This is a genomic window from Pusillimonas sp. MFBS29, assembly GCF_020687695.1.
In the GTDB taxonomy this organism is placed as follows: Bacteria; Pseudomonadota; Gammaproteobacteria; order Burkholderiales; family Burkholderiaceae_B; genus Pusillimonas_C.
Genome location: NZ_JAJEWL010000005.1, coordinates 192,557 through 217,249, shown reverse-complemented (window position 1 = coordinate 217,249; position 24,693 = coordinate 192,557). Strand labels below are relative to the sequence as shown.

Annotated in this window: 25 protein-coding genes and 1 tRNA gene; 18 read left to right on the top strand and 8 right to left on the bottom strand. The window is 57.7% G+C overall.

Annotation, left to right across the window (positions count from 1 at the left end; genetic code table 11):
* The first annotated feature begins 14 nt into the window (after positions 1-14).
* The 6 genes from LKR43_RS09450 (at position 15) to LKR43_RS09425 (ending at position 5,486) form a co-directional block, all read left to right on the top strand.
* Positions 15-107: transfer RNA gene (locus LKR43_RS09450), tRNA-Ser, on the top strand.
* A 151-nt stretch (positions 108-258) separates the two neighbouring features.
* Positions 259-1,473, top strand: a complete 1,215-nt coding sequence (locus LKR43_RS09445; protein WP_370632086.1) for a tyrosine-type recombinase/integrase — start codon at positions 259-261, stop codon at positions 1,471-1,473.
* A 12-nt stretch (positions 1,474-1,485) separates the two neighbouring features.
* Positions 1,486-1,980 (top strand): hypothetical protein, encoded by a 495-nt coding sequence (locus tag LKR43_RS09440; protein ID WP_227683804.1) that lies wholly within the window; start codon positions 1,486-1,488, stop codon positions 1,978-1,980.
* A gap of 70 nt (positions 1,981-2,050) precedes the next feature.
* A complete protein-coding gene (locus tag LKR43_RS09435; RefSeq protein ID WP_227683803.1) occupies positions 2,051-2,269 on the top strand; it encodes an AlpA family transcriptional regulator in 219 nt (72 codons plus the stop codon).
* A gap of 367 nt (positions 2,270-2,636) precedes the next feature.
* A complete protein-coding gene (locus LKR43_RS09430; protein ID WP_227683802.1) occupies positions 2,637-4,808 on the top strand; it encodes a DUF3631 domain-containing protein in 2,172 nt (723 codons plus the stop codon).
* A gap of 303 nt (positions 4,809-5,111) precedes the next feature.
* Positions 5,112-5,486, top strand: a complete 375-nt coding sequence (locus LKR43_RS09425; RefSeq protein WP_227683801.1) for a hypothetical protein — start codon at positions 5,112-5,114, stop codon at positions 5,484-5,486.
* A 283-nt stretch (positions 5,487-5,769) separates the two neighbouring features.
* Here LKR43_RS09425 and LKR43_RS09420 read toward each other — a convergent pair whose 3' ends face one another.
* Positions 5,770-6,705, bottom strand: coding sequence for a hypothetical protein (locus tag LKR43_RS09420; RefSeq protein WP_227683800.1), 936 nt, complete (start codon positions 6,703-6,705; stop codon positions 5,770-5,772).
* A gap of 100 nt (positions 6,706-6,805) precedes the next feature.
* Here LKR43_RS09420 and LKR43_RS09415 point away from each other — a divergent pair, with 100 nt between their 5' ends.
* Together LKR43_RS09415 and LKR43_RS09410 are read left to right on the top strand one after the other, a co-directional pair.
* On the top strand, positions 6,806-7,051 hold the full coding sequence (locus LKR43_RS09415) for a helix-turn-helix domain-containing protein (RefSeq protein ID WP_227683799.1): 246 nt from the start codon (positions 6,806-6,808) through the stop codon (positions 7,049-7,051).
* Between the two features lie 295 nt (positions 7,052-7,346).
* A complete protein-coding gene (locus LKR43_RS09410) occupies positions 7,347-7,601 on the top strand; it encodes a hypothetical protein (RefSeq protein WP_227683798.1) in 255 nt (84 codons plus the stop codon).
* Positions 7,602-7,885: 284 nt separating this feature from the next.
* On the opposite strand, the gene LKR43_RS09405 is transcribed toward LKR43_RS09410, so the two are convergent.
* From LKR43_RS09405 to LKR43_RS09395, 3 genes are all read right to left on the bottom strand, one after another.
* Positions 7,886-8,872: an EAL domain-containing protein gene (locus LKR43_RS09405; RefSeq protein WP_227683797.1), complete on the bottom strand. Its 987-nt coding sequence runs from the start codon at positions 8,870-8,872 to the stop codon at positions 7,886-7,888.
* Positions 8,775-9,482, bottom strand: a complete 708-nt coding sequence (locus LKR43_RS09400; RefSeq protein ID WP_227683796.1) for a CSS-motif domain-containing protein — start codon at positions 9,480-9,482, stop codon at positions 8,775-8,777. Before LKR43_RS09400 ends, LKR43_RS09405 begins: the two co-directional genes overlap by 98 nt.
* A 140-nt stretch (positions 9,483-9,622) precedes the next feature.
* Positions 9,623-10,249, bottom strand: coding sequence for a bifunctional 2-polyprenyl-6-hydroxyphenol methylase/3-demethylubiquinol 3-O-methyltransferase UbiG (locus LKR43_RS09395; RefSeq protein ID WP_227683795.1), 627 nt, complete (start codon positions 10,247-10,249; stop codon positions 9,623-9,625).
* Between the two features lie 102 nt (positions 10,250-10,351).
* On the opposite strand from LKR43_RS09395, the gene LKR43_RS09390 reads away from it, so the two are divergent.
* Positions 10,352-11,335, top strand: a complete 984-nt coding sequence (locus LKR43_RS09390) for an aldo/keto reductase (protein WP_227683794.1) — start codon at positions 10,352-10,354, stop codon at positions 11,333-11,335.
* A gap of 23 nt (positions 11,336-11,358) precedes the next feature.
* Here LKR43_RS09390 and LKR43_RS09385 read toward each other — a convergent pair whose 3' ends face one another.
* Positions 11,359-11,952: a 2-hydroxychromene-2-carboxylate isomerase gene (locus LKR43_RS09385; protein ID WP_227683793.1), complete on the bottom strand. Its 594-nt coding sequence runs from the start codon at positions 11,950-11,952 to the stop codon at positions 11,359-11,361.
* A 33-nt stretch (positions 11,953-11,985) separates the two neighbouring features.
* Positions 11,986-12,492, bottom strand: coding sequence for a DUF2165 family protein (locus LKR43_RS09380; protein ID WP_227683792.1), 507 nt, complete (start codon positions 12,490-12,492; stop codon positions 11,986-11,988).
* 126 nt (positions 12,493-12,618) lie between these two features.
* Between LKR43_RS09380 and LKR43_RS09375 the strand changes: the two genes are divergently transcribed.
* From LKR43_RS09375 to tssH, 9 genes are all read left to right on the top strand, one after another.
* Positions 12,619-13,242 carry a YSC84-related protein gene (locus LKR43_RS09375; RefSeq protein ID WP_227683791.1) on the top strand — a complete coding sequence of 208 codons (624 nt, stop codon included), beginning with the start codon at positions 12,619-12,621 and terminating at the stop codon, positions 13,240-13,242.
* Between the two features lie 161 nt (positions 13,243-13,403).
* A complete protein-coding gene (gene tssA / locus LKR43_RS09370; RefSeq protein ID WP_227683790.1) occupies positions 13,404-14,465 on the top strand; it encodes a type VI secretion system protein TssA in 1,062 nt (353 codons plus the stop codon).
* A 58-nt stretch (positions 14,466-14,523) separates the two neighbouring features.
* Positions 14,524-15,072, top strand: coding sequence for a type VI secretion system contractile sheath small subunit (gene tssB / locus LKR43_RS09365; RefSeq protein ID WP_227683789.1), 549 nt, complete (start codon positions 14,524-14,526; stop codon positions 15,070-15,072).
* A 15-nt stretch (positions 15,073-15,087) separates the two neighbouring features.
* Positions 15,088-16,599, top strand: a complete 1,512-nt coding sequence (gene tssC / locus LKR43_RS09360; RefSeq protein ID WP_227683788.1) for a type VI secretion system contractile sheath large subunit — start codon at positions 15,088-15,090, stop codon at positions 16,597-16,599.
* 90 nt (positions 16,600-16,689) lie between these two features.
* Positions 16,690-17,172 carry a type VI secretion system tube protein Hcp gene (locus LKR43_RS09355; protein WP_227683787.1) on the top strand — a complete coding sequence of 161 codons (483 nt, stop codon included), beginning with the start codon at positions 16,690-16,692 and terminating at the stop codon, positions 17,170-17,172.
* A gap of 68 nt (positions 17,173-17,240) precedes the next feature.
* Entirely contained in the window at positions 17,241-17,804 is a 564-nt protein-coding gene (gene tssE / locus LKR43_RS09350; RefSeq protein ID WP_227683786.1) for a type VI secretion system baseplate subunit TssE, read from the top strand.
* The gene (gene tssF, locus LKR43_RS09345; protein ID WP_227683785.1) at positions 17,804-19,693 is read left to right on the top strand and encodes a type VI secretion system baseplate subunit TssF; all 1,890 of its coding nucleotides are present in this window, start codon (positions 17,804-17,806) and stop codon (positions 19,691-19,693) included. Before tssE ends, tssF begins: the two co-directional genes overlap by 1 nt.
* A gap of 18 nt (positions 19,694-19,711) precedes the next feature.
* Positions 19,712-20,794 carry a type VI secretion system baseplate subunit TssG gene (gene tssG / locus LKR43_RS09340; protein ID WP_227683882.1) on the top strand — a complete coding sequence of 361 codons (1,083 nt, stop codon included), beginning with the start codon at positions 19,712-19,714 and terminating at the stop codon, positions 20,792-20,794.
* Positions 20,795-20,833: 39 nt separating this feature from the next.
* Complete coding sequence (gene tssH / locus LKR43_RS09335) at positions 20,834-23,455, top strand: type VI secretion system ATPase TssH (RefSeq protein ID WP_227683881.1); 2,622 nt, start codon at positions 20,834-20,836, stop codon at positions 23,453-23,455.
* Here tssH and LKR43_RS09330 read toward each other — a convergent pair.
* A complete protein-coding gene (locus tag LKR43_RS09330; RefSeq protein ID WP_227683784.1) occupies positions 23,440-24,174 on the bottom strand; it encodes an FHA domain-containing protein in 735 nt (244 codons plus the stop codon). The two genes, tssH and LKR43_RS09330, sit on opposite strands and share 16 nt — an antisense overlap.
* Positions 24,175-24,206: 32 nt before the next feature.
* A complete protein-coding gene (locus tag LKR43_RS09325; protein ID WP_227683783.1) occupies positions 24,207-24,623 on the bottom strand; it encodes a TssQ family T6SS-associated lipoprotein in 417 nt (138 codons plus the stop codon).
* Positions 24,624-24,693: the final 70 nt, after the last annotated feature.

Here is a 24,693-nt window from a genome sequence, read left to right as displayed (position 1 = left end):
TAGCGGCCTGTTTCGGAGACGTGGCCGAGAGGTTGAAGGTACTCCCCTGCTAAGGGAGCATACGGCTTATACCCGTATCGAGGGTTCGAATCCCTCCGTCTCCGCCAGTCAGCTGTATACAACTGCTGACTACCGTATAGAAACCCGCATGTTTACTAGCATTGCGGGTTTTTTTACGTCCCCTTGCGTATACGGCAGGGTATGGCCAACTACCCCCAAGTGGGGGTAGATTAGGGGGTACCAACAAATCCCCCCGTTTTGGATACCCCCACCATGGCCCTGACCGATACCGCTGTCCGCCAAGCGAAGCCCCAAGACAAGCCGTACAAGCTGACGGACGGCGGCGGTATGTTCCTGTTCGTGACTCCCAAGGGGGCGCGTTTGTGGCGCTGGAAGTACCGCTATGGGGGGAAGGAAAAGCTGATGAGTTTCGGGGCCTACCCTGATGTGTCATTGGCCCAGGCGCGGAAGCTGCACCAGCATGCCCGGGAAGTGCTGGCGGCGGGCACTGACCCTATGGCATCACGCAAGGCCGAACAGGTGGCCGACACCATGACGTTTCGGGCGGTGGCCGGAAAATGGTTCGAACACTGGAAGCCTGGGAAGACCGAGAAGCACGCGGCTGACGTGTGGCACCGTCTGGAAGTGGATGTGTTACCTGCAATCGGCGCGATACCAGCAAATGCCCTGACGGCGGCGAAGGTGCGTGATTGCGTGAAAGCGATAGAGGCGCGTGGGGCGTTGGACATTGCCAAGCGCCAGCTACAGAAATGCAGCCAGATCATGCGGTACGCTGTGGCCCACGACCTTGCAGAACGCAACCCGGTAGCAGACGTACAGCCGTCTGACATTTTGCCCGCCCGGAAGAAACGCAACTATTCGCGCGTGTCGGCCAAGGAGCTACCGCAACTGCTGCGGGACATTGATGGGTACGTGGGCGGGGAGCATACCCGGCTGGCCCTGCAACTCATGGCGCTTACGTTCGTGCGCACCGGCGAACTGATCGGGGCGAAGTGGGAAGAGTTCGACCTAGACGCGGCGCGCTGGGATATACCCGCCGAACGCATGAAGATGCGTACTCCCCATATTGTGCCGCTGAGCAAGCAGGCGGTGGCGGTGCTGGGGCAGCTACAGGCCATTTCCTATGATCGGTCCTTCGTGTTTCCGGCTGATACCGGCAAGCCGACTCACATGAGCAATAACACCGTTCTGTATGCCCTATATCGCATGGGGTACCGGGGCAGAATGACCGGGCACGGTTTCCGGGGCGTTGCGTCCACCATTCTGCATGAGCAGGGATGGCCACATGAACACATAGAACTACAGCTTGCCCACCAAGAGCGCGACGAGGTGAGCGCGGCCTACAACCACGCCAGCTACTTACCCCAGCGAACGAAGATGATGCAGGCATGGGGTGACCACCTGGACGCTTTGCGCGCTGAAAACGTGATGGCCCTGCGTCGGGCATCGTAGGGGGGCGCGGCGATGGCAAAGAAACCTGATACGGGGCGCCGAGGGCTGGCGCTTCCCTCTATCGACCGGGAAATAGAGGATGCAAAAAGGGCGCTTAGCGGGCTTTCACGCGAAGCCATACTGCGCATGGCGGCGCATGACTGGGTGCACAGTCGGCGGCTTCGGGACTTGCTGGAAGATAGTCAGCTTGATGCAGAAACAGCGCGGCGCATGGCTGCCACCATCTTGGCTGAACAGAGTATTAGCCGTGATGCCATCGCCCAAAAGGCGCGTAGCGAGACAGCCAGTCGCGCGGCACGGGCGAGTAAACAGCGGTATGAACCGTTGAGAGCGGCGATTAAAGTGGAGTACGACCGCTGGAAATCAGGGCAATCCCATTTCCACTCTGCAAACCATTTCGCGAAGCGTATGGCCTATATGCACCACGATGCAGGGGCCGTGGAAAGCACCATCAGAAGGTGGTGTACCAAATGGAAACGCGAAAATTCCATGCAGCCAGCTAGCTGACGCGCTCAACACCAGCGGCCCTCGGGGCATAGTTCGGCCATGAATGTTTCCGTTTCTATAAGGAGCCACCATGGCGCAACATGCCACAGCCGATGACCGGCTAATCACTGATAAAGAAACCGCCCACCTGATCGGTGCGTCCCGTTCCTGGCCCTGGAAGCTGGCGGCGGTGGGGAAATTCCCGAAACCTATAAAGCTGTCTGCCCGCTGCACCCGCTGGCGCTTATCGTCTGTCCGCGAATGGATGGCCGATCCGCAAGGCTGGCAGGAAAACCAGGGGGATATATGAACATGGGAACCCCAAAGAAAAACGCCCCGCTGCAACGGGGCGCCAGTGACAGCATAGGTAACGCACATCACGATAACGAGGGTACCACGGGTAACATGGGTATTTCAAAAAAAGCTCGACGCGCCCACGCCAAACTCGCCCCGTGGGATAGCTGGCTTACACCCGTAAGTCCTGCTGACGGATACTTTCCCGGCGCGGTGAAAACTACCAACTGCCCGTATTGTGGCGGCGTGCATTTCTACATCGGCCGCACCTGCCCCGACGATCCAGGCATCCGCCAGATTCCGTGCCGCCAAGCTGAAAGGAAGGAGGAGTGGCAAGTAGCCCCTTATCCGAAAACTACAGTGTTGTGCAGGGAGGTTGCGTAATGAGCACCACTTTCGCGGACAAGGCGCTGCCCCTCGCCCAGCAAGGCATCCCCGTGTTCCCCTGCAACCGTAGCACCAAAGCGCCACTTGTACCCCGGGGCTTCCTGGCTGCTTCCACGGACCCGGACCAGATTGCAGCGTGGTCAAACAGGTACCCCGATGCGCTCGCAGGTATGCCCACGGGCGGGGCCATTTTCGTACTCGACATAGACGTGGGCCATGCAGACGGCGCCGATGGTTTCGCCACGTTACGGGAACGGGGGCAGGGGTTGCCACCGACGCGCACCCACCATACGCGTTCCGGCGGGCGCCATGTGTTCTTTGCGACGACTGACGGCATGACCATCAAATCATCGGCGGGGAAGCTGGGGCTGGGCTTAGACGTTCGCGGCGAGGGGGGGTATGTAATCCGCTGGGATACTGAAGGCGGTGTGGTCGAACACTCCGACATCATCGTCGAAGCCCCGGCGTGGCTGGTCGAAGCCCTACAGGGCGGTGGGGCCACCCCGTACCCGTTGCAGCCATTGCCTGGTGTCGTGGACAATTCAGACCTTGGCGATCCTTCGGCCCGGCTGGGGCTCACATTAGAGCAGATCATCGCTGCCCTAGCGGTGCTTGATTCCGACTTGCCGCACGACGAATGGCTGCGGGTGGGCATGGCCCTGCATCATGAAACGGACGGGGCCGGGTTCTCATACTGGGATGAATGGTCGGCGTCCAGCAGCAAGTACCCGGGCAGTGATGTGCTGGCCCGCCGCTGGCACTCATTCGCTGGCGGTGATGGAGTAACAGCCCGGTCCCTTCTCAAAATGGCGCGCGATGCGGGGGCGGTAATCCCCACCGTGGGCGGTCCGTTGCCCGCCGCTTCCATCGTTGCCACCGATGACGACGCACAAACCCTTGCACGGCTGGCGGCTCTACCCCTGTTTGAGTACGAGCGTGTTCGGAAGGAAGAAGCCGAACGGCTGGGAGTGCGGGCGCCGACGCTGGATGAGGCAGTGCAAGCCGTGCGCGACGCTGGCAAGGAGGAAGGCCGCCACTATGCCGCGTTCGACGATGTGGAGCCATGGCCCCATCCCGTGAGCGGTGAAGCCCTGCTGGCGGACGTGGCCCGCACAATCAAGCGGTTCATCGTGTGTGATTCTGCGGCGGTGGTGGCTACGACGCTATGGTGCGCCACCACGTGGCTTGTCGATTCGGTCCACGCCTGCCCGCTGCTGCTAATCAACGCCCCCGAAAAGGCATGCGGTAAAACGCAACTGCTTACCGTGGTCGGCAAGCTCGTGCCACGGCCTGCCCAGGCAGCCGGGATTTCGCCATCAGTCCTGTTTCGCATGATCGAGAAATACAGCCCCACGCTGCTGGTGGATGAGATCGAAACCGTATTGACCAAGGAGGCCGAAGACCTGCGGGGACTGTTCAACGCTGGACACACGCGGGATTCGGCTTTCGTCTGGCGGTCTGTGCCGGTCGGCGATGACTTCGAGCCCCGACGCTTCTCAGTGTTTGGGTTCAAGGCCATAGCCGGGATCAATGCGGATCAGCTTGCCGAAACCGTGACTTCCCGCGCCATCGTGGCGCAGCTCCGGCGAAGGAAGCCCGAGGAGCAGGTGCAGCGGCTGCGCCATGCAGAACCCGGATTGTTCGACACCTTACAGCGAAAGCTCGCCCGGTGGGCAGCCGACAATGCCAACGCCATACGTACCGCAAGGCCCACCCTGCCGGATGAACTGGGGGACCGCGATCAAGACAACTGGGAGCCCCTGTTGGCCGTGGCCGACCGGGCCGGTGGCCGCTGGGGCGCTGCTGCCCGGGCGGCGGCGGTTCATACATGCAATGCAAACCGCGAAAGCAGCCAGAGTGTGACCGTGGAATTGCTGACTGACATCAAAGCCGTGTTCGAGCAAAAAGGCGTAGCGCGCATTTCCATGCAGGAGCTGCGTACTGCCTTGGTAAGCGATGAGGAAGCGCCATGGGCTACGTGGTCGCGGGGCCAGCCAATATCCGTTCGGCGGCTGGGCCAACTGGTGAAGCAATTCGGCATCGAAAGTACCACGGTGAAGCTCGCGGGGGGACTTGCACCGAAGGGGTACCGGCGGGAGGACTTCCGGGACGCTTTCGAGCGCTACCTATATGTTCTTCCCACAACCCCCATTTCTTCGGTCACCTAGTCACCTTCCTTTATCCATGCGGGTTTTGGGGCATTTTCGTTCGGCCACCCTTGAGTCACCCCGGTCACTTTTGACGTCTTCAGTCACCTTTTTGCTGTTCCCATCCGATAACGGCACCCGCCTGGCAATGGTCAAAAAAGGTGACCGGGTGACCGAGGTGACTAGAGGTTGGCTAAAGCAAAAACGCCTGAAACCCGCATGGATATTGAGAGGTGACTGAGTGACCGAAAAACCGGGTATAGCGCAAAGCATATAGGGGGTGCAGTGGCACCCTCCACCGCAGACAGAACTAGAGGTGCAAAAATGACTACATCCAATACACCATCCAGTAATTCGCCATCGGCGGTGTCCGCCATATTGCAGCAAGCAGACCAGTGGGCACAGGGGGTAACGGCAACCGGGCGGGTGGCGCCCTCCACTGCATCTGACATAACACTGGCCCGCAACGCGGAAGCCAGACAGACTCCGGAGCAGAGGCTACAGGGCCAAGTGGCCGATTTGGATTTGCTATTCGTGGGATTGGCTCGCCGTGCCGTGGCTGCGGGCGACGGACACCAGACGGATATGCTCATGAAATTGGCGCTCCAGTGCCAGCGGTGCGCCACGCGGGCGGTTGCCACCCTCGCTGAAATTCGAAGTAAGCGCCCGCCCCCTGTGGTGGACGTGGAAGATGTGTAAGCCACGAAACCAACAAATCAAACTATACGGCTATGAGTAAGCGGTGGGGGCCAGGGAAGCGCGAGGCACAACGGGATGCTATATCACAGTGGCGCCCGTGGGAAGCCAGCAGTGGGCCGGTAACGGAGAAAGGGAAGGCCGTAGTGGGCCAGAACGCCACCACCCATGGCACGGCGACTCGGGAGGCTCTTGAGCTGAAGCGCGCGGTGACGGCGTTTATTGCAGGGGTGGACCTGCTCACAGGATAGGCGCAGGCATGCGGCAGGTGGTTTTTATATTTGGATCAGAACTTTTTCTGCACAACCCTACAATCACCTTTTGAAGTTCCCCACTCGCTAACTGAGAAGGGTCCTGTTTTTGGAATGTGTGGGCTATTCCTTGCGATAGCGGCTAATGCTTCTCCTGATATGATTTTTCCCTGCTCTGTTTTCCATACCCCTGTAAACCAGAATTCGCCTTTTATTCTGTCAAAAGCAGAAATGAAATTCAAAATAAGTGGTGGATTGGTTCCGAATGTGGGGCCCTTATCCTCGACGATTATTTTATCTTCGTCCCATGATCTAACTAGAAGCTCTTTCCCGGATGCTTTTTTAACGGTTTTTGATGCAGTGTCGATAATGTAGTTGTGAGTACTATCCCCTCCTGAATATCTTCCGGGAGTTTTATTGTCGAAAAAGAACCCGCATGAGACCATAAGTGGCCCAGCGGGAGGCGTGGGGGATGAAGAATGGGAGTCTGTATGAGGCAGAATATCCGCAGGGGGTGTCGCTATTGGCGCAACAGCGCTCATAGCGTGCATTGTGGGTTGGGATGACGTACTTTCTTGCGCAGGCAGCGGTTTATCAGACCAGCCGTGGCCTATCATGCACGTCTTGAATATTTCTTCTCGTTCTCTTTTCGCCCTAATCGCCGCTCCCAGCGCCATGCCTTGAGAAAGACCCGAAGAAAAGCTTGGTGTAGGAGTTGCGGTCCCCATGTAGCTATATTCAGCACCGCGGGCGCTACCGTAACCAGTGATGTTGCCTTGGACGTTATAACTTTGTGGAGCCACAGGCATAGATGGCATGGGGGCGGCTCCGTAAGAGACTGCCCTACAGTAAGTGGTGTCTTTGCTGAGTTGAGCCTGCTTTGATTCTTCAGTTGGGAACCTGTCGCTATGCCACGTCGTAGCACAGCCGCTGAGCGTCAACCCAATGATTCCAGCAATCACTGCACGCATGAAACCTCCTTCATGATGCTTGTAAAAGAAACGGTATGTATCGCCCAATGGGTATCATATCCCGTGGTGCTGTGTACGGCAATAAATCAGCATTGCGGGCATGGCAAGACCATCCCCACGCTATGCAGGAGACCCAGTCCTAATAAGTATTGGGCAGGCTATACGCGAGCTGAGAGCCGAGCTTGGTTTGTCTCAGGAGACACTCGCATACGAGGCCGGGGTAGATCGTAGCTACATGGGCGGCGTGGAGCGTGGCCAACACAATCTTTCGGCCATAACCCTTGCGCGTATCTGTAAGTGTTTGGGCGTGAGTATGTGGGAACTCATGCGACGGGCCGACGTATAGCTTAAAACCCACCATCAAGATGGCGTACCAAAACAATATGATCTTGGATACGCTGCGTTACACAGCCAGAAAACGCGATTCTGAAGTTTCAGGGCCTATATTTCAGCTACCCGTGACAGGGGGGAGGGGGGCGGTGCCCACCTGTGGACACGGGGGGGACTCCCCCGGGGGGGGTCGAATACCATTTCATCAGGCCACCACGGAAGTGGTTGACTGCGTAACGTTCACCCCTTCACGGCACCATCACCCGACGGCATCATAGAGGCCCTTGTTCCGTTTCCTAATTGGAGCCCTCATGCCTGAGCCTCAATCGAGCAATGTCTACTACACCGCCGATGCTGTCGTGATGCTGCTTGGCGTAACCCCCGCGAGGTTGGAAGACTGGCGCCGCCTGACTGAGCAGGTATGTGGCGTATTGCAGTACGGCCCACCGTATGAATACCGTGATGGTGAAGCAGTGTACCCGCGGCAGGGATTCAGTGAATGGTGCGGGAAGGTGCCAAAAGTTGGCGGCGTGCCACGCATAGACAAACTGGTAGGCGCCCACTGACCCCCCATGCTACCAACACAGCCCGGTTCGCCGGGCTTTTTACCGTCTGCCGTGTACCATCGTGGGGTTATCGGGCAAAACCCTCCAGTGCTCCATAAGTGGGGGTATTTTTGGGGGTATCTGATTTCTATGATTGATTGAAATCCTTTATTCATGCGGGTTTCGGTATTAAATGTGACTCCCTCCGTCCCGCCAGTTATCTTTTTAAACTGGCCAACAGTACTGCAGAAACCCGCATGTTTAAACGCATTGCGGGTTTTTTGTTGGCTATGCTTAATTGACGGCTATGCCCCAAGGCGCTTGTTCAACGCGGCAAAAGACATCGGCCTCGCAAACAGCCAGCCTTGCGCAAGTTGCACACCGCGATCCCGAAGATACTGTGCTTGGTCTTCCGTTTCCACGCCCTCTGCAATCATTATCAGCTTCAGGGATTTGGCTATCTCTATGATGTGTGGCACCACCTGGCTTGTTGCAGAGTCCTTGCCCAGCGTGTCCACAAAGGATTTGTCGATCTTCAGAGAGTCCAGTTCAAAATCTTCCAGATACGACAAGCTTGAGTATCCGGTGCCGAAGTCATCGATTGCTACCTGTATGCCCATTGAGCGGATCTGTTGAAGCGTGTCACGTACAACTTCAGCTTCCAGGAATCCGCGCTCCGTTGCCTCAACAAGAAGATTGCCGTTACCTGCGCCCGTTTGTGCTGCAAGCCTGGCAAGTGCTGATATCGTTGTCGGAGACTCCAGATCGGCAGAGGAAAGATTTATGGCAATGTGAAAGTCCCGGTGGCGTTTGAAGAATTGTGTGGCATCCCGACCTACCATTTCCATGACTTGCGCTGTGATGTCTTGAATAAATCCCGCGTCTTCGGCTGCTTTGATGAATATATCCGGAGGCACTGTTTCACCGGCTGGGCGATGCCATCGAACAAGCGCTTCTGCACCGAGCCATCGACCTGATTGCAAATCCACAATAGGCTGATAAACCATAGAAAATTCCCGGCGCTTCAACGCGACCTTGAGGGTCGAGATCAAAGTCAGCTGCTGACGCGTCAAAATGAATACAGCAAACGCGAGTACTCCTGCGGCAAGTACACCAAGGGGAACAAGCACCAAGGCCTTGTCGTAGAGGCCTCGTTGGATATTTACCATTGGCAAGGTGGCAAATGCGGCAAACTCAAAGGCGTCGGAACGCTGTATGGCAACCAGACTGTCCCCGTCGGTGAACTGAGTTTTTGTTTTTTCCCCTGGTGGTGTCGAGCCAGTGAGGATCATACTTTCCTCTTCCGGCAATAAGACTTTTGGACGACAGGGAATAAAGGCCGACAGATACTTCAGGGTCATCGGTGAATATATTCAGAAAGGTTTTGGACAGGATCACTGCGGTGTAGCCTGTATCTTTCTGGGTCATAAACAAGAACTTCGCTCCAGGGATGGTTGGCAGTTCGTGTGAGGCCCATATGCTGGTGCCCCGGGGAGTGATGAAGGAAGGTGGGCCCAGAGGAATGTTGTGGTGCCCATAGGCCGAACACAGCAAGGTGTTGTCCTGGACATACGCAACAGTCTGTACCTGATCAGACGCCAGATCCAGCCGTCGCATTGCCGCGATTGTTTCAGATGAACAAGGTTCGGCGGTTTGGGCGTTAAAAAGGGCGGGGTAGATCGACTGTACAACCGGGTCGATCGCGTCGTTACTGCGGCGCAACACTTCGTGGGCGATAGCAGCGGCTTTTTTCTCCTGGTCATCCAGGTTCTGCTGCCATGCCCAGTACAGTGACAATCCAATCGGAACTGTAAACGACAGGAGCCCGCCAGCCAGTGCCAGCCTCATTACAGAGTTCCTGCCGACGTCGACGCCTTCTCGCAAAAACTTGAGATAGCCCATGCCTATCCTCCATGCCTCTCCTTATTGTTCGAGAAAATCCACCGCTCGATTTAGTAACATATTAATTATTTTTGCGGCAATGAAGGGCCATGTGGCTGTGTCAGCATTTCTGCATGGGATGGCATGGCATGGCTGTTCGGCTATGCCGCTCGCCACACGCTGGCCAGCCAGGGCTGTTGTTCGCGTGGCAGGCCGTCTGGTCGGTAATAGTGTTCCAGTTCGTGGAAGCCGGCAGCCTGCATCAGTGATTGCCATTGCGTCAGGTCATGGTAAGAGCCGTAGCGGTTTCCATTCCAGCCTTCCTGGTTCTGCCCGCGAGGGTTCGAGGAAAACAGCACGCCTCGCGGCTTGAGTGTTGCGTGTAGTCGTCTCAGGACCTGAGGCACCGCCTGTAGCGGAACATGGAACAGAACAGCGTTGGCAAAAATGCCGTCGAAGTAGCCTGCGGGCAATTGCAGGTCGAGGAAATTCTGATGCCAGACCTCGCAACCGGTGTCACTGCGGGCCATTTCGACAAAACGTTCTGATCCGTCCAGGCCTATGGCGTGGTGCCCCAGTGCGCTGAAGGTTTTCAGGTCGCGTCCAGGGCCGCATCCCAGGTCCAGTAAGGTGAACGGCGGCGTTCCTTCTATATGGCGCAGCAGGGCGGCAATATTCTGGCTGACATCGTGATCGCTTGTTCCCGCCCGGAAGCTGTCGGCGGATTGGTTGTAGTGCGTGAGTGTCAATTCAGTAATGCGCCGCAGGGTGTCGTCATCTATTTTCATGAAAAACGCCTTTGGTGAACGTGCAAAATAATTCTTGCAGCGTCATATGTTATATCTGATGAATAGTTCGTGTACGTTTCATAAGTTAAGGAAGGGCTCGCAATGACCACATCGCATCATTCCCCCACAACCGGAAAGCGAAAACTGGGTAAAACCGGCCTTGAAATCGCGCCTTTGGTTTTTGGCGGCAATGTATTTGGCTGGACCGCAGACAGGCAAACCTCGTTTTCCTTGCTGGATTGCTTTGTGGGTGCAGGGCTGAACGCTATCGATACTGCAGATATGTATTCGACCTGGGTTCCCGGGAATCAGGGCGGGGAATCAGAAACCATCATTGGCCAGTGGCTCAAGGCCGATGCCTCGCGGCGCGAGAAAGTAGTGCTTATTACCAAGGTGGGGGCTCCGCTCGGGCCGGATCGCACCGGCCTGTCGGCCAGGCGGATTATCGAAGCCGCCGAGGATTCCCTGCGCCGTTTGCAAACCGACCGTATTGATCTGTACTTTAGTCATTTTCCCGACGAGCAAACGCCCATCGAGGAAACCTTGCGCGCCTATGAAACGCTGATCCAGCAAGGCAAGGTGCGGGCCATAGGCGCATCCAATTACAGCGTTGCGCAATTGCGTGAAGCCATGGTTGCGTCGAGTGGATCCGGCCTGCCGCGCTACGACGTATTGCAGCCTGAATACAATCTTTATGATCGTGCCGGCTACGAAGGTGAGTTGCGTGATCTGGTCATGTCCGAGCAACTGGGGGTCATCACTTACTACAGCCTGGCCTCGGGCTTTCTCAGCGGCAAGTATCGCAGCAAAGACGACCTGGGCAAGAGTGCGCGCGGGGGCGGTATTGAAAAGTATCTGGATGCACGCGGCTTGCGCATTCTTGATGCGCTGGATACGGTGGCACAGGGTCATAATGGAAAGCCTGCCGAGGTGGCCCTGGCCTGGCTGATGACGCGTGAAGGTGTTACGGCACCGATCGCCAGCGCCTCTCGTCTTGAACAGATGGATAGCCTGATCAAGGCTACCCGGCTTACGCTGACTGCGGCTGATATTGCGCTGCTGGATGAGGCCAGTGCTGTTGCCTGAGCAGCAAGTACTCTTTCTATAAATCAGTCAGCCAGCGCCCGATCAAGAAAGTCCAGCCTGTCCTGACCCCAGAACGGTTCGCCCTTGTACACATACCAGGGCGCACCGAATACCTGAAGCCGGGCCGCCTCTTGAGTGTATTGCTCGTATAGAGCCATGCCTGCATCGCGCGCCGAATACAATGCGGCGCCATCCAGGCCGGCTTCGTTGGCCACCTGCATCAGGGTGCCGGCGTCTGCAATATCTTTTTCTTCGACCCAAACGGCACGCAGCAGCTTGCCGGACAGGACCAGTGCTGCCTGAACATCGCCCTTGGCAAGGGTGGCTGTGATCATCAAGGCAGCGTCTGTGTCGTCGACAGGAAAGAACTTGGGATGCAAATTCAACGGCAGTGTCAGGTACCGCGACCAGCGTTCCAGTTCGCGCAGGCGGTAAGCCTGGCGTTGGGGCGCGCGTTTTTTCAAGGGCAGGCCCCCGGACGCCGGAAATATCTTGCCCAGGTTGGTCGGCTTGGGTTCGATGGCTGCGCCATGGTGCCGGGCGATGTCCATCAGTCTTTCATGGCCAAGATAGGTCCAGGGCGACATCGGTGAGAAATAGTATTGAATGGTCTTCATGGCGCTTAACCCTGATCACGAATTGGAAAAACGTTACTGTACTCCTGCAGCATGGTCGGTATCAGGCTGCACCAGATAAATCAGCACGAGAATAATGGTGACAAAAAAACGAAATGCCGATGGCACGCCATTCCACTGCTCAGACATCCACATGCCGAACCATTCTCCGCCCACCGACATGAAGCCTGTTTGCCAAACCAGAAAGCCCAGTGTCAGTCCGGCGATGGACATATTTTTTCCACGGTTGAAGTCTTGATGGGAGGCCTTGGCCAGCCTTAGTAAACGCCAGGCTCCGACCCAGCACAGGATGGCGGTCAGGGCTTCCAGTGCGGTGATCAATAAATAGGCAGCGTGATGTAGGGCTGGCGATTGAATCGCACGATAACGGATGGTGGCTTCCGGAAAGATAGTGTCCATGAGCAGTACATGCTGCACGAAGGCGAAGTTACTGCCGTAGTCGGTAATGTTGCCGAATGCGGTAAGGGTTGCAAATAATGCAATGGACGCAACAAGCAGGATCTTGGAATAGCGTATGGTCATGTGTCCCTCGGGGCGAAGATTGCATTTTGATTACGGCGGGCGGTAAGCTGTAGGCGCGGGCATCCTGCTTGCTGGCAAATGCAGAAAGGTGCTGTACTTTCGAACACCAACACTCTGGAGCTACTGATGAACAAAAAATTTACCATCACTTCACGCAAAGTGCTGACAGCCGCAGTATTGGCTACCGCTGGTCTGGCACTGACCGCGTGCACCACCACTTTGCCGCGTGACCAGAAAACCCGTGCAGAGGTCATAGAAGACATCAATACCGGTTCCGATGCTGCCATAAAACGGCTCTACCAGGTTGCTCCGGGATCGCGTGACCTGGTTGCGCAATCGGCCGGCGTGCTGGTGTTCCCGAAAGTACTGGGTGCCAGCGTGCTTATTGGCGCGGAACATGGCAACGGGGTATTGCGGGTCAAGGGCAAGAACCAGGGCTATTACACGACCTCCAGTGGTTCGGTCGGCTTACAGCTGGGTGCACAGTCCAAGGCCATTATTTTCGTCTTCAAGACGAAAGACGCGCTCGACAAGTTCCTGGCCAGCAATGGCTGGACTGCCGGCATCGACGCTACGGTTGCGGTGGCCAATGTCAGCGCCAATGGCTCGGTTGACCTGAACACCCTGAATGAACCTGTGGTGGGCTTTGTCATGACGAATGCCGGCCTGATGGCGGGTGTTTCGCTCGAAGGCACTAAAGTACAGCGCCTGGAAGAAAGCAACGCGGCAGCATCGAACAAGTCCAGCTAGCACGGCGTATCAATATGTAGCGTGACACGTACAAGATATTAAATACTGTAAAAAATAGAACGTGTCACATTGGCTAAGTACCGTCTGCCTAGAATTTCATCACTTCTGACCAGGGGGCTGTCCATGACAGCTTCCCGGCAAACCGCTACAGATGAGATTCAATGGCCGAGCTTGCTGACCTGTTTGATACCTTTGCGTCCCCGTCCTATACCGGGGCCGATCTGGAATATAGTCCCGAGTTCCTCGCACTGCAGCAGGCCGTTGCGGGCAAGCCCGAGCAGCAGTTCGGGTCCACCATTATTCCGGGGCAGGCACCCGACTGGGCCTTGATAGAGCGCGAGGCCGCCGCCCTCAGTGAACGTACTTGCGACATACGGGTGCTTGTGCTGCTGACACAGGCCTGGACGGAACTGAGAGGCTTGTGTGGCTTTTCAGACGGCATACAGTTGCTGGCAACCGTCCTCGATGGTCACTGGGACAATATATATCCTTTGTTGATACTTGACGATGAGCATGACCCCATGCCGCGTGTGAATGCGCTCGTGGCTCTGGGCGATACGCAAGGCGTCGCCCGCAGCGTGCGCTCGGCGTTCTTGCTGCAAGGGGTGCATGGGCAGGTGTCGCTGCGCGAGGCCGAAGCCTTGCTTGACGGGAGCAAGACGCAGTTCGATGGCTATCCGGGCGGACGTCCACGCCTGGTGGAAGCCTTGCGTCATGCCCGTCTGCTCGAAGCGCCCGAATTGCTGGCGGTTACTCAGGCGCTGGCCGGCCTGCAGGCCATCGAGGACATTGTGGCAGCGCGTATTGGGTCCGAGTGGGTGCCTGATTTCATGAGCATGCGTCGTACGCTGGGTATGGTTGCCAGCGTGACCGACGCGGCTGTGCAGGAGGCCGGGCAAGAGCCAGGGTCGACCTCAGTTGAGGGTGATCTTGCGCAGCAGGCCGGTACCCTGCCGGCGGAGATGACTGCACACGCGGATGCCCGGACGGTGTCGGAAGGCGTATGGCGCGAGGCGGTCATTCAGACTCGCGAAGATGCGCTGCTGGCGCTGGAAAAGGCCTCGCTTTATTTCGAGCGTCACGAACCCAGCCATCCGGCGCCTTATTTGATACGCCGGGCCCAGCAGACCATACCCTTGGATTTCTACGAAATGCTGAAGAATCTTGCGCCGCAGGGCCTGGATCAGTTTCAGGCATGGGTTCCCAAGGGTGAAGCCGAATGAAGGGGCTCTGTTGCCCTGGATTTCAGATCAATTAATAACCTTGCACGAGGAGTGATGCATGGCGACCAGTAAAAGTGGACAGAAATTTGTAGCGCGTAACAGGGCGCCACGCGTACAGATCGAGTATGACGTGGAGATTTATGGTGCGGAGCGCACCGTGAATCTGCCTTTTGTCATGGGCGTGATGGCGGATCTGGCAGGCAAGTCGACGCAGGCTCAGCCCGAAGTAGCCGAGCGCAAGTTCATGGATGTTGATATCGATAATTTTGATGACCGTATGAAGGCGATCAAGCCGAGGGTGGCTTTTCATGTGCCCAATACGCTCACGGAAGAGGGCCAGTTGGCTGTCGATATTGAGTTCAACAGCATTGATGATTTTTCTCCGGCCACGGTTGCCAACAAAGTAGATGCCTTGAAAACCCTGTTGGATGCGCGCACGGAATTGGCCAATCTGCTGACTTATATGGACGGCAAGACGGGCGCCGAAGAGTTGATCGGGAAAGTGCTGGAGAACCCGGCGCTGATGGGTGCGCTGGCTGGCGCACCCAAACCGCAGTCGCCGGAGCCGGATGGCGCCGATGCTGACCTTAACCCTGAACAGGCCTGATACGGAGTTCGCTTTATGAACGCACAAACCCAGAATACCGCGCTGCAGGAATTGCCGGAAGACTCCTATGCTGAACAAGCCGATGGCTTGTCAGCCTTGCTGCAGAAGGAGTTCAAGCCCAAGACGGATCAGGCCAGAGAGGCCGTGGAGCATGCTGTCAGGACGCTGGCCCAGCAGGCCCTGGACCATTCGGTGACGATGTCTACGGATGCCTACCAGTCCATTCAAGGAATTATTGCCGAGATAGATCGCAAGCTGTCCGAGCAAATCAACCTCATCCTGCATCATGAGCAGTTCCAGCAGCTGGAAGGCGCCTGGCGTGGCTTGCACTATCTGGTCAACAACAGTGAAACCGACGAGATGCTGAAGATCCGGGCCATGTGCATCACCAAGAAGGAGCTGGGCCGCACGCTCAAGCGCCATAAGGGCGTGGGCTGGGATCAAAGCCCTATCTTCAAGCGCGTTTACGAAGAAGAGTATGGCCAATTCGGTGGTGAGCCGCTGGGCTGCCTTGTGGGCGATTACTACTTTGACCACAGCCCTCAGGATATTGAGTTGCTGGGTGAAATTGCCAAGATATCTGCGGCGGCACATTGTCCATTTATTGCGGGGGCGTCGCCCGATGTCATGCAAATGGATTCCTGGCAGGAGCTGGCCAACCCCAGGGACCTGACCAATATATTCACAAACACCGAGTATGCGGCCTGGCGCAGCCTGCGCGAGTCGGAAGATGCGCGTTATGTGGGTCTGGCCATGCCCCGTTTTCTGTCGCGGCTGCCCTATGGCGCACGCACCAATCCGGTGGATGAATTTGATTTCGAAGAGGAAACCGAGGGCGCCAGCCACGATCGCTACACCTGGTCCAATTCGGCGTATGCGATGGCAGCAAACATCAACCGTTCCTTCAAGGATTACGGCTGGTGCACGTCCATTCGTGGCGTGGAGTCGGGTGGTGCGGTAGAGAATATGCTGTGCCACACCTTTCCGACCGATGACGGTGGCGTAGACATGAAGTGTCCGACCGAGATCGCCATCAGTGACCGTCGCGAGGCCGAGCTGGCCAAAAGTGGATTCATGCCGCTGGTGCACCGCAAGAATTCTGACTTTGCCGCCTTTATCGGTGCACAGTCGTTGCAGAAGCCGGCAGAGTACTACGACGCCGATGCGTCGGCCAATGCGCGCTTGTCGGCCCGCCTGCCTTATCTGTTTGCCTGCTGCCGTTTCGCGCATTACCTGAAGTGCATAGTGCGCGACAAGATAGGTTCATTTCGTGAGCGCGACGATATGGAACGTTGGCTCAATGACTGGATCATGAATTACGTGGATGGTGATCCGGTTAACTCATCACAGGAAACGAAAGCACGCAAGCCGCTGGCAGCGGCTGAAGTTCAGGTGCAGGAGCTTGAGGACAACCCGGGCTACTACGCTGCCAAGTTCTTTCTGCGACCGCATTATCAGCTCGAAGGGCTGACGGTCTCTTTACGGCTGGTGTCCAAATTGCCTTCGTTGAAGCAGAACGACGGTTAAGCGGATTGCAGTCAGCACCAGTGAGTCGAGTGTGTCCGGCAGTTGCCTGCACTTGCTTTTCTCTCTTCATTTTCTAACCAGGGGTGTGTTATGGCAGTAGATATGTTCATGAAGATCGATGGCGCCAGCGGCGAATCGAAAGATGCAAATCATAAGGATTGGACCGATATCCAATCGTTTTCCTGGGGCGCAACCCAGCCAGGCTCCATCACCAGCGGCGGTGGCGGCGGCATGGGCAAGGCGAATTTCAACGACCTGCATGTGGTTGCGCGTATAGACAAGGCTGCGCCGGCCGTCATGAAGCATTGCGCCAACGGGAAGCACCTGAGCAAGATCGAGCTGTCCATGTGCAAAGCTGGTGGCGGACAGATCGAATACTCCAAGATCACGCTGGAAGAGGTGCTGGTCACATCGGTGCAGGTTGCTGCTGACAGCGATTCCGAAGCGGTGGTGGTCAACTATGCCTTCCAGGCTGCTCGAGTCAAGCAGCAGTACTGGGAGCAGACTGAATCGGGTGGCAAGGGTGCCGAAAGCCTGGTGGCTTGGGACATCAAGCAGAACAAAGAAGCCTGATGATGTGGTCAGCCTGACGGCAGGCCGTATACGGTTGGCCGTCAGGCCTTGTTCCGGAATGAATGTATATGACAATCAGATCGCAGCGAGCGCAGGCCGGCGGTAGAAAAGCTCTGGGCCCGGGCGATGATCCGCGTATAGCACGCGACCGCTTGCAGCCCGCCTTGCTGGATCGTCTGACCGACGATGCTCCACGGCAACGCGCTGAATCCCAGCATGGCATGTTGACGCACGCACAATTGCGCCTTGCCGTGCTGCGTGATCTGAACTGGCTGCTCAATACGGTAAGCCTGGAGTCTTCCAGCGACTTGAGCAACTGCGCCCATGTCAGGACATCCGCCCTGAACTTTGGCGTTCGCGCCCTGGCCGGCAAGCGCATGTCGGAGGTCGACTGGGTGGACCTGGAACGCGCCATTACCGAGGCTATTGTTCACTTCGAGCCTCGCATACTGCCCGACACGATAGCGGTTCGTTGTGTGACGGACACCGATGTGCTAGAGCATCACAATATATTGAGTTTCAAGATCAAAGGCCTGTTGTGGTGCGTGCCGTATCACCAGGAATTCCTGTTCCGCACGGTCATTGACCTGGAAAGCGGGCATATCGATCTGAGCGACATGGGTGGGCACTGATGCAGCCACGCTTGCTGGACTATTACAACCGCGAGCTGGAGTACCTGCGCGAGCTGGGAGCCGAGTTCGCCGAGCGCTACCCCAAGGTGGCCGGACGTCTGGCCCTGAACGGCACCGAGGTGAACGACCCTTATGTCGAGCGTTTGCTGGAAGGTTTCAGTTTCCTGACCGCGCGCATACAAATGAAGATGGATGCGGAGTTTCCCCGCTTCTCGCAGCGCCTGATGGATATTGTCTATCCCAATTATCTGGCGCCCGTGCCTTCCATTACCGTAGTACAGTTTTCCCCCAGCATGAACGAGGGTACCCTGGCCAAGGGTTTCAGCATGCCGCGCGGCACCATATTGCGCGCGGGCCTGGCGCCCGGAGAGCAAACCCGTTGCGAGTTCTCTACTGCGCACGAGGTCACCTTGTGGCCCATGCGGGTTGAAAGCGCCCAGTTGACCGGCCCGCCCGCTGATCTGCCCTTGAGTCGCCTGGGCCTGGCCGGACGCGGATCACCAGTTCGCGCCGCGCTGCGCCTGAGGATTGCGCTGTGCGGTGGGGCCTTGCTGCATGAGCTGGATCTGGATCGGTTGATGTTCTATCTTAACGGCCAGGATGTTCAGATGAGCCGCCTGCTGGAGCTTGTGGTGGGCCACACGGTGGCAGTACTGTGCCACGACACCAGTCGGCCCGTGAGCTGCATGGAGCGCCTGCCGCGCACGGCAATCCGGCACGAGGGCTTTGACACGGATCAGGCGCTGCTGCCTGCGGATCCACGGTTGTTCCAGGGCTATCGTCTGCTTCAGGAGTACTTTGCTTTTCCCGACCGTTATCGCTTCTTCAGCATCAATGGCCTGAAGCCGGCATTAAAGCGCATGGGCGCAAGCCTGGCCTGCAAGACGTTTGACCTGACGATATTGCTGGATAGCAGCGTACCTGAACTGGAGAATCTGATCACCGCCAATCACCTGGCCTTGCACTGCACGCCGGCGATAAACCTGGTGCCCAAGCGGGCCGATCGGCTGGCTGTTACGGCACGTGCGGACGAGCATCATGTTGTGGTAGAGCGTTCCTGCCCCCTGGACTACGAGGTATACAGTGTGAACAGGGTGATAGGGCATGTCTCGTCAGACCAGCAGCATGAATTTCGTCCTTTCTACAGCTCGGTGGAAAAAGACGCGGGCGATTATGGCGCTTACTTCTCAGTCCGGCGCGAGGCGCGATTGCTGTCCGATGCGGGTCGGCGCGAGGGCACCCGCACGGCTTACACCGGCAGCGAGGTATTCCTGTCGCTGGTAGACCGCAACGAGGCACCTCATTCCGACAAGCTGCGCCATCTGAGTGTGGAAACGCTATGCACCAATCGTGATCTGCCCTTGTTGTTGCCACGCGGCGGCGCCAGCGACTTTACGCTCAAGATCTCGGCTCCGGTTTCATCCGTGCGCATTCTGAAAGGCCCATCCAGGCCAAGGCCTGCGCTGACCGACAGTGCGTCAACCTGGCGTTTGATCAGCCATATGGGGCTGAATTATTTGAGTCTGGTGGATGTCGATGAGCAGCAGGGTGCGCATGCCTTGCGGGAACTGCTCAGTCTGTACGGCGACATGAGCGATACCGCTGTCAGCCGCCAGATCTCCGGCCTGCGCCATGTCCGTATCGAGTCCATGTACCGCCATTTGCCGGTGCCCGGTCCTTTGCTGATGGGGCGGGGTGTGAAAATTGATGTCAGTCTTGACGAGGCCGCCTTTTCAGGGATCAGTCCGTTCATGTTTGCCGCCGTGCTTGAGCAGTTCTTTGCCCGCCATGTCGCTATCAATATGATGACGGAAACGGTTTTGTCCACGCTGCAGCGTGGTGAGGTTGCGCGCTGGCCGGTCCGCATGGGCGGCCGTCCGGCAGTGTAGGACGGTCTCATGCGCATGATGCCAAATGGCGAAGAGGCCGTAACAGGCGTAGCGGGCAAGGCAGACAAGCGCAGCGGTTTGCCAGCCGATTTCTGGCAGCACCTGATGGCGCAGCCATACAAACATGACCTGTTTCATGTGCTCAGATGGATAGATGCCAGGGGTGGAGCGCGCAAGCGCCTGGGGCGGGCGAGCACCCCTCGCGATGAGCCGCTGCGCGTGGGCCAGACACCCAGCTTGGCGTTTGCCCCTTCTACCTTGTCGGGGGCGGCGTGCGATCGCCCTGACGGCATAGCCGAGCTGTCGATATACAGCTTCGGCCTGTTCGGGCCGAACGGGCCCATGCCCTTGCATCTTACGGAGTACGCGCACGAGCGGCTGCATCATCACGGCGATGATACGTTGACGGCCTTTGCCGATATCTTCCATCATCGGCTGATACTGCTTTTTTATCGCGCCTGGGCTGACGCCCAAAGTACCGTAAGCCTGGATCATGAGCACCAGCACTTCAGCCGTTATCTGGCCAGTTTGCTGCATATGGGCACGCCGGGTCAGCAAGGCCGGGACACCATTCCTGATCATGCGAAGTACTACATGGCAGGACACTTGCTGCGCCAGACGCGCAATCCCGAAGGGCTGAAGCAGATCCTGCACAGCTATTTCGCCGTGCCCGTGCGCATACATGAATTCATTCCTCAGTGGATACATCTGGAGCCCGACCAGCAACTCGCACTGGGGGGCGGAAGCGCGGCGCTGGGACGCAACACCTTGCTGGGTTCGGCCGTGCGCGACGCCCAGCACAAGTTTCGCATTGAGCTCGGGCCTTTGCGCATGCAGTCGTACCGGCAGTATCTGCCAGGCGGAGGACATGCGCGCCAGTTGCTGGACTGGGTGCGTCAGTATGTGGGGCTGGAGTACGAATGGGATGTGCAGCTGGTGCTGGATCAGCGTGATGTGCATGGAGTCGTACTGGGGCAGTCTGTGCCGCTGGGCTTGTCCAGCTGGCTGGGGGTTCGCGATCCGGCCCGGGGCGATGCGCGTGATGTCGTATTGAACCTTGAACAGCGCATGAAGACTGCTGCAATAGGCACAAGGCAATGATGTGCAAGCCTGAATTTTTTTATGGATAAAGTGGAAACCATGTCAGATATCAGTCGTGTAGAGCTATTCGGAAAGCTGGGTGACGTCATGTATCAAACGCTGGATGGCGCTGCAATATTCTGCAAGTTGCGGCGTCATTCGCATGTGGAGCTGGCGCATTGGCTGCATCAGCTGGCGCACGCCAGGAACACTGATTTGCATGCGATTATGGGTTACTTCGAGCTGAACGAGTCAGTCCTTGACGGCGATATTCTGAGGGCGCTTGATCAGTTGCCGCAGGGGGGCGGTTCGGTCTCGGACCTGTCGGGTCATATCGACGAGGCGGTGGAAAGGGCGTGGCTATATGCGTCGCTCAAGTGCGGCGCGACGCGCATACGCAGCGGACACCTGTTGATCGGCCTGCTGAAAACGTCGAGTTTGCGGCATGTGCTGTTTGGCCTGTCGCCCGAATTCAAGAAGATTGTGCCTGACTTGCTGCTGATGAAGTTCGACGAGATCACCGCCGGTTCGGCGGAGCAGGACAAGAGAAGCTCGACGCCGGCGCAGCCCGAAGCAGGGCCCACCACGCTGGGTGCCCTGGCTCTGGCACAGTATGCGGTGGATCTGACTGCTCGTGCCAGGGCGGGCCAGATTGATCCGGTATCGGGTCGAAACGAAGAGATCCGGCAGATTATCGATATTCTGATGCGGCGCCGCCAGAATAACCCCTTGCTGACAGGTGAAGCCGGTGTGGGCAAGACCGCAGTAGCAGAAGGACTTGCACTGCGGCTGGCGCAAGGCGATGTGCCTCCTTCCCTGCGCGATGTCTCCTTGTACATGCTGGATCTGGGGCTGCTGCAGGCGGGTGCGGGCATGAAGGGTGAGTTCGAGGCACGCTTGCGCTCCGTCATTGATGCCGTCGAGTCCAGCGAGAAACCCATAGTGCTGTTCATTGATGAAATCCATACACTGGTGGGTGCGGGCGGTGCGGCAGGCACAGGAGACGCGGCCAATCTGCTCAAGCCGGTCCTGGCGCGCGGGCAGCTCAGGACCATAGGCGCCACGACCTGGTCGGAATACAAGAAGTACATTGAAAAAGATCCTGCCCTGACACGTCGCTTTCAGCCCGTGCAGATTGCCGAACCTTCGGAAGCGCAGGCGGTTGTGATGTTGCGCGGCCTGGCGCAAGTTCTGGGTGAGCATCACAAAGTCTTGTTGCTGGATGAGGCCATCGACGCGGCCGTGCGTTTGTCTTATCGCTATATCCCGGCACGTCAGTTGCCGGACAAGGCTGTTGCACTGCTGGACACCGCCTGCGCGCGCGTGGCGGTCAGCCAGCATGCCGTGCCGGCCGACCTGGAGGATTGCCGGCGCGAGATACAAGCGCTCAAGATCGAGCTGGGCATGCTGGAACGCGAGCAACAGCTGGGCATTGAGCATCAGGCCCGCAATCAGCAGGTGCAGGCCAGCCTGGCTGACAGCCAGGAAAGGCTGCTGGAGCTGGATGGCCGCTGGCTGGCCGAACAGGCGTTGGTGACGCAGCTGCATGATTTGCAGACGGCCTTGAACGAGGCCGGAGTCGAGCCCGAGGAGCAGGCGCGGCTGCGCGCCGAGCTGGATCCGCTGCGCCGGCAACTGGCCGAGCATCAAGGCGAGACGCCCATGATTTTTCCGTCGGTGGATGCGGCGGCCGTGGCCGCCGTGGTGGCTGAATGGACGGGCATACCCGTGGGCCGCATGCTGCGTGACGAGGCAACATCTGTGCTGCAGCTGGCCGATACGCTGGAGCAAAGAGTGGTGGGTCAGCGCCATGGGCTGGATACAATCGCCCGCCGCATAGAAACATCGCGTGCCAGGCTGACTGATCCGAACAAGCCGGTGGGTGTTTTCCTGTTGTGCGGGCCCAGCGGGGTGGGTAAAACAGAAACAGCCCTGGCGCTGGCTGATACGCTGTATGGCGGCGAGCAGAATGTTATTTCCATCAACATGAGCGAGTTCCAGGAGTCCCATACGGTTTCGACACTAAAGGGAGCGCCTCCCGGCTATGTCGGATATGGCGAAGGCGGCGTGCTGACCGAGGCGGTACGCCGCCGTCCGTATAGCGTGATCCTGCTGGACGAAGTTGAAAAGGCACACCCTGATGTGCACGAGATCTTTTTCCAGGTCTTTGACAAAGGCTGGATGGAAGACGGCGAGGGCCGCTACATTGATTTCAGGAATACGGTCATTATCCTTACCTCCAATACAGGATCGGAACGAATAGCGTCCATGTGTCGCGATCCCGGGCAGTTACCGGAACCGGAGCAGGTCGCACAGGCTTTGCGCCAGCCCTTGTTGCAGATGTTTCCCGCTGCCTTGCTGGGCAGGTTGATCGTGGTGCCGTACTACCCGTTACCAGACAGTATGCTGGCGCGGATAGTTTCACTGCAGCTTGAGCGCATACGGCTGCGCCTGATGGAGAACCATCAAGTAGATATGACGGTGCAGCCTGAAGTCCATGAGCTGATTGTGGCCCGTTGTACCGAGGTTGAATCGGGTGGGCGCATGATAGACACCATACTCAGTAACACCATCCTGCCCACCATCAGCCGCGAGCTGCTTACAGCCGCAGCAGCAGACGGAACGATTACTGCCGTGGTGCTGTCTGCCGAGAACGGCGAGTTTGTTTACAGCTTCTCGTGACGGGGTGCGCTGGCGTGACCATGTGCCAGCGCGTCGCCGATCAGGTTCTTGCGCTGTGATGCCAATGCGTCGTTGGCGCGCAGTGTGCTGGGCACAGGGTCGCTGAAAATATGACTGTCATGCTGTTCGGGTTCTGTGTTCAGTGTCTCGCCCGAATAGGCCGGCGTATAGTGATCGGCCTTGTGCAGTGTCTGGATTGGGTCAGGATGATTGCGCGGCGCCTGCGACGCGAGCTCGAAGGGGTGAAGGTCACCCGCTTCAACGGGCTGACCCACGGGCAATACCCCTGGCCCGTCCAGCAGTTCCTTGAAGATGTCCTGGGCCTCTTCAACCTCCCGGTTTTCTTCAGCCGCAGCCGGCGCTTCTTGCTCCATGACCGGATCTGGCGTTGCGGCTACTGGCAAAGAGGACTCTGCCACAATCGCATCGGCCGCTTTGAGCAGGTAGTCGCCAACGGTCAGGGTATCGCCCGCGGTGATCGGCAATTCCTTTAGCATGAGCAGTGCCTGGCCATTCAGGGCCATGTCGGAGCGGCTCGATACATTCATGATGCTCCACTCGTTGCCTTTTGCACGCATTACCGCCTGTACACGGCCAACGCGCGTATCTTCATCAAGCAGCAGGTGGTTGCCGGGGCACCGTCCTATTGTGCCGCCCGGTTCCTTGAACTCGAAGGAGCTTGTGCGGGCAGTTGGTATATGGGTGGCAATTATTCTCATGGTATTTCTTTCGCTTTGGCAAGCCAGTGTGTTTATTGTGACGACGCGACAGTGTTGCTCTGTGCTGCATGGTCCCTGGCCCGTGTGTATGCCGGTCCCCACATGGGGTGATTGCGCTCGGATTCCGTCAGTTCAAAGTCGGGATGTTGTTTGAGCAGCCTTTCAAAGCTGCGCTCGCACTGAGCGGCTTTCTCCTGCAGACAATAGCTGAATGCCTGCAGCTTCAACGCTTGCATTCGCACAGTCGGCGGTGCGCTTTGCAGCTCGACTGACAAGCCGACGGTTTGAGCCACTTTCGCATAGTTGCCGGCGCTGTAGTCCAGCTCCAGGTCGGCCAGGGCTTGTCGCTGCTCTGATGTTGCTGCAGTCGGGTCGGGGGAGTGCGCGCAGGCACTCAGCATCATGGCGGCCAGCAGTGTGCACAGGGGTGTAAGCAGGTTGCGTTTCATGGGATTCGGTATTCTTGATTGCATAGTTCGAGACATGCTAATGGGCCAATGTGTCGCTTTTCTTACGTGC

Excerpts from the sequence above, each read along its gene's own strand:
- LKR43_RS09440 (WP_227683804.1), top strand. The coding sequence starts at position 1,486 with ATGGCAAAGAAACCTGATACGGGGCGCCGAGGGCTGGCGCTTCCCTCT.
- LKR43_RS09435 (WP_227683803.1), top strand. The coding sequence starts at position 2,051 with ATGGCGCAACATGCCACAGCCGATGACCGGCTAATCACTGATAAAGAA.
- LKR43_RS09430 (WP_227683802.1), top strand. The coding sequence starts at position 2,637 with ATGAGCACCACTTTCGCGGACAAGGCGCTGCCCCTCGCCCAGCAAGGC.
- LKR43_RS09425 (WP_227683801.1), top strand. The coding sequence starts at position 5,112 with ATGACTACATCCAATACACCATCCAGTAATTCGCCATCGGCGGTGTCC.
- LKR43_RS09420 (WP_227683800.1), bottom strand. The coding sequence starts at position 6,705 with ATGCGTGCAGTGATTGCTGGAATCATTGGGTTGACGCTCAGCGGCTGT.
- LKR43_RS09415 (WP_227683799.1), top strand. The coding sequence starts at position 6,806 with ATGGCAAGACCATCCCCACGCTATGCAGGAGACCCAGTCCTAATAAGT.
- LKR43_RS09410 (WP_227683798.1), top strand. The coding sequence starts at position 7,347 with ATGCCTGAGCCTCAATCGAGCAATGTCTACTACACCGCCGATGCTGTC.
- LKR43_RS09405 (WP_227683797.1), bottom strand. The coding sequence starts at position 8,872 with ATGATCCTCACTGGCTCGACACCACCAGGGGAAAAAACAAAAACTCAG.
- LKR43_RS09400 (WP_227683796.1), bottom strand. The coding sequence starts at position 9,482 with ATGGGCTATCTCAAGTTTTTGCGAGAAGGCGTCGACGTCGGCAGGAAC.
- LKR43_RS09395 (WP_227683795.1), bottom strand. The coding sequence starts at position 10,249 with ATGAAAATAGATGACGACACCCTGCGGCGCATTACTGAATTGACACTC.
- LKR43_RS09390 (WP_227683794.1), top strand. The coding sequence starts at position 10,352 with ATGACCACATCGCATCATTCCCCCACAACCGGAAAGCGAAAACTGGGT.
- LKR43_RS09385 (WP_227683793.1), bottom strand. The coding sequence starts at position 11,952 with ATGAAGACCATTCAATACTATTTCTCACCGATGTCGCCCTGGACCTAT.
- LKR43_RS09380 (WP_227683792.1), bottom strand. The coding sequence starts at position 12,492 with ATGACCATACGCTATTCCAAGATCCTGCTTGTTGCGTCCATTGCATTA.
- LKR43_RS09375 (WP_227683791.1), top strand. The coding sequence starts at position 12,619 with ATGAACAAAAAATTTACCATCACTTCACGCAAAGTGCTGACAGCCGCA.
- tssA (WP_227683790.1), top strand. The coding sequence starts at position 13,404 with ATGGCCGAGCTTGCTGACCTGTTTGATACCTTTGCGTCCCCGTCCTAT.
- tssB (WP_227683789.1), top strand. The coding sequence starts at position 14,524 with ATGGCGACCAGTAAAAGTGGACAGAAATTTGTAGCGCGTAACAGGGCG.
- tssC (WP_227683788.1), top strand. The coding sequence starts at position 15,088 with ATGAACGCACAAACCCAGAATACCGCGCTGCAGGAATTGCCGGAAGAC.
- LKR43_RS09355 (WP_227683787.1), top strand. The coding sequence starts at position 16,690 with ATGGCAGTAGATATGTTCATGAAGATCGATGGCGCCAGCGGCGAATCG.
- tssE (WP_227683786.1), top strand. The coding sequence starts at position 17,241 with ATGACAATCAGATCGCAGCGAGCGCAGGCCGGCGGTAGAAAAGCTCTG.
- tssF (WP_227683785.1), top strand. The coding sequence starts at position 17,804 with ATGCAGCCACGCTTGCTGGACTATTACAACCGCGAGCTGGAGTACCTG.
- tssG (WP_227683882.1), top strand. The coding sequence starts at position 19,712 with ATGCCAAATGGCGAAGAGGCCGTAACAGGCGTAGCGGGCAAGGCAGAC.
- tssH (WP_227683881.1), top strand. The coding sequence starts at position 20,834 with ATGTCAGATATCAGTCGTGTAGAGCTATTCGGAAAGCTGGGTGACGTC.
- LKR43_RS09330 (WP_227683784.1), bottom strand. The coding sequence starts at position 24,174 with ATGAGAATAATTGCCACCCATATACCAACTGCCCGCACAAGCTCCTTC.
- LKR43_RS09325 (WP_227683783.1), bottom strand. The coding sequence starts at position 24,623 with ATGAAACGCAACCTGCTTACACCCCTGTGCACACTGCTGGCCGCCATG.